Consider the following 2,009-nt stretch of genomic DNA (forward strand, 5'->3'; position numbering starts at 1 on the left):
CGGGGGCCTCGGCGACCGGAGCGGGCGCCGGCTCGGCGGCCGGGGCCGGAGCCTCGGCGGCGGCCGGCGCCGGAGCGGCCTCGGCGCCGCCCGTGCCGTCGTCGATCACGGCCAGCTCGGCGCCGACCTCGACGGTCTCGTCCTCGGCGACCTTGATGGAGGCAAGAATGCCCGATGCCGGCGCCGGGATCTCGGTGTCGACCTTGTCGGTCGACACCTCGAGCAGCGGCTCGTCGGCCTCGACGCGCTCGCCCTCGGCCTTCAGCCAGCGGGTGACAGTGCCCTCGGTGACGCTCTCGCCGAGCGCCGGAAGGGATACGGAAACCGCCATGGTTTCAGTTGCTCCTTACGAATGTGCGGAAGTGGTCGTCGCGCCCGTGACTGCTAGTCGTGGGAGTGCAGGGGCTTGCCGGCCAGGGCCAGGTGGGCCTCGCCGAGCGCCTCGCTCTGCGTGGGGTGCGCATGGATCAGCTGCGCGACCTCGGCCGGCAGAGCCTCCCAGTTGTAGATCAGCTGAGCCTCGCCGACCTGCTCGCCCATACGGTCGCCGACCATGTGGACGCCGACGACGGCGCCGTCCTTGACCTGGACGAGCTTGATCTCGCCCGCGGTCTTGAGGATCTTGCTCTTGCCGTTGCCCGCGAGGTTGTACTTCAGAGCGACGACCTTGTCCGCACCGTAGATCTCCTTGGCCTTGGCCTCGGTGATGCCGACGGAGGCGACCTCGGGGTGGCAGTACGTCACCCGGGGCACGCCGTCGTAGTCGATCGGAACGGTCTTGAGGCCGGCCAGGCGCTCCGCCACCAGAATGCCCTCGGCGAAGCCGACGTGGGCGAGCTGGAGCGTCGGGACCAGGTCGCCGACCGCCGAGATCGTGGGGACGTTCGTCTGCATGTACTCGTCGACCAGGACGTAGCCGCGGTCCATCGCGACGCCCTGCTCCTCGTAGCCGAGACCGGCCGAGACCGGGCCGCGGCCGACGGCGACCAGCAGCACCTCGGCCTCGAAGGTCTTGCCGTCGGCGAGGGTCACGCGGACGCCGTCCTGCGTGTACTCGGCCTTCTCGAAGAAGGTGCCGAGGTTGAACTTGATGCCGCGCTTGCGGAACGCGCGCTCAAGGAGCTTCGAGCTGCTCTCGTCCTCGACCGGGACGAGGTGCTTGAGGCCCTCGATGACGGTGATGTCGGAGCCGAAGGACTTCCACGCGGAGGCGAACTCGACGCCGATGACGCCGCCGCCCAGCACGATCGCGGACTGCGGGACGCGGTCCAGGACCAGCGCGTGGTCCGAGGAGATGACGCGGTTGCCGTCGATCTCCAGGCCCGGCAGCGACTTCGGCACGGAGCCGGTGGCGAGCAGGACGTGGCGGCCCTGGACGCGCTGGCCGTTGACGTCGACGGAGGTGGGGGAGGACAGCCGGCCCTCGCCCTCGATGTAGGTCACCTTGCGCGAGGCCACCAGGCCCTGCAGACCCTTGTAGAGGCCCGCGATGACCTCGTCCTTGTACTTGTGCACACCCGCGATGTCGATGCCCTCGAAAGAGGTCTTGACGCCGAACTGCGAGGCCTCGCGAGCCTGGTCCGCGATCTCGCCGGCGTGCAGCAGCGCCTTGGTGGGGATGCAGCCGTTGTGCAGGCAGGTGCCGCCGAGCTTGTTCTTCTCGATCAGGGCGACGTCGAGACCAAGCTGAGCTCCGCGCAGCGCCGCAGCGTAACCGCCGCTACCACCGCCGAGGATCACTAGGTCGAAAACGGTGCTGGCGTCGTTCGCCACGTCACGTCCTCCATGCATGTGCGCCGGGCGCCGGTCCTCAGTGACCAGGCGGCGGCTGGTGTTCGGCCGCTGATTCGTCGGCCCTGTGGTGGGGGCCCTGTCCTGCCGAGAACCCATCTTCGCACTTGTTGACGGAAGGCGGGACCCGGGGCTGGTTTAACCCGGCTTCGCCCCGGTCTGCCTGCCCCGCGCCCAGGTCGGGGGGGGGGGGCGGGGGTGGGGCGGACGCCGGCCCC

General features: G+C 70.0%; 2 protein-coding genes. Both read right to left on the reverse strand.

The window, feature by feature from the left end:
* Positions 1 to 331, reverse strand: a 331-nt coding sequence (locus AB0M39_RS41925) for a biotin/lipoyl-containing protein (RefSeq protein WP_365374433.1), incomplete at its 3' end; no start/stop codon positions are given.
* A gap of 53 nt (positions 332 to 384) precedes the next feature.
* Entirely contained in the window at positions 385 to 1,773 is a 1,389-nt protein-coding gene (gene lpdA / locus AB0M39_RS41930) for a dihydrolipoyl dehydrogenase (RefSeq protein ID WP_365374435.1), read from the reverse strand.
* Positions 1,774 to 2,009 lie beyond the last annotated feature (236 nt).

This window comes from Streptomyces sp. NPDC051907 (assembly GCF_040681075.1).
Taxonomy (GTDB): Bacteria; Actinomycetota; Actinomycetes; order Streptomycetales; family Streptomycetaceae; genus Streptomyces.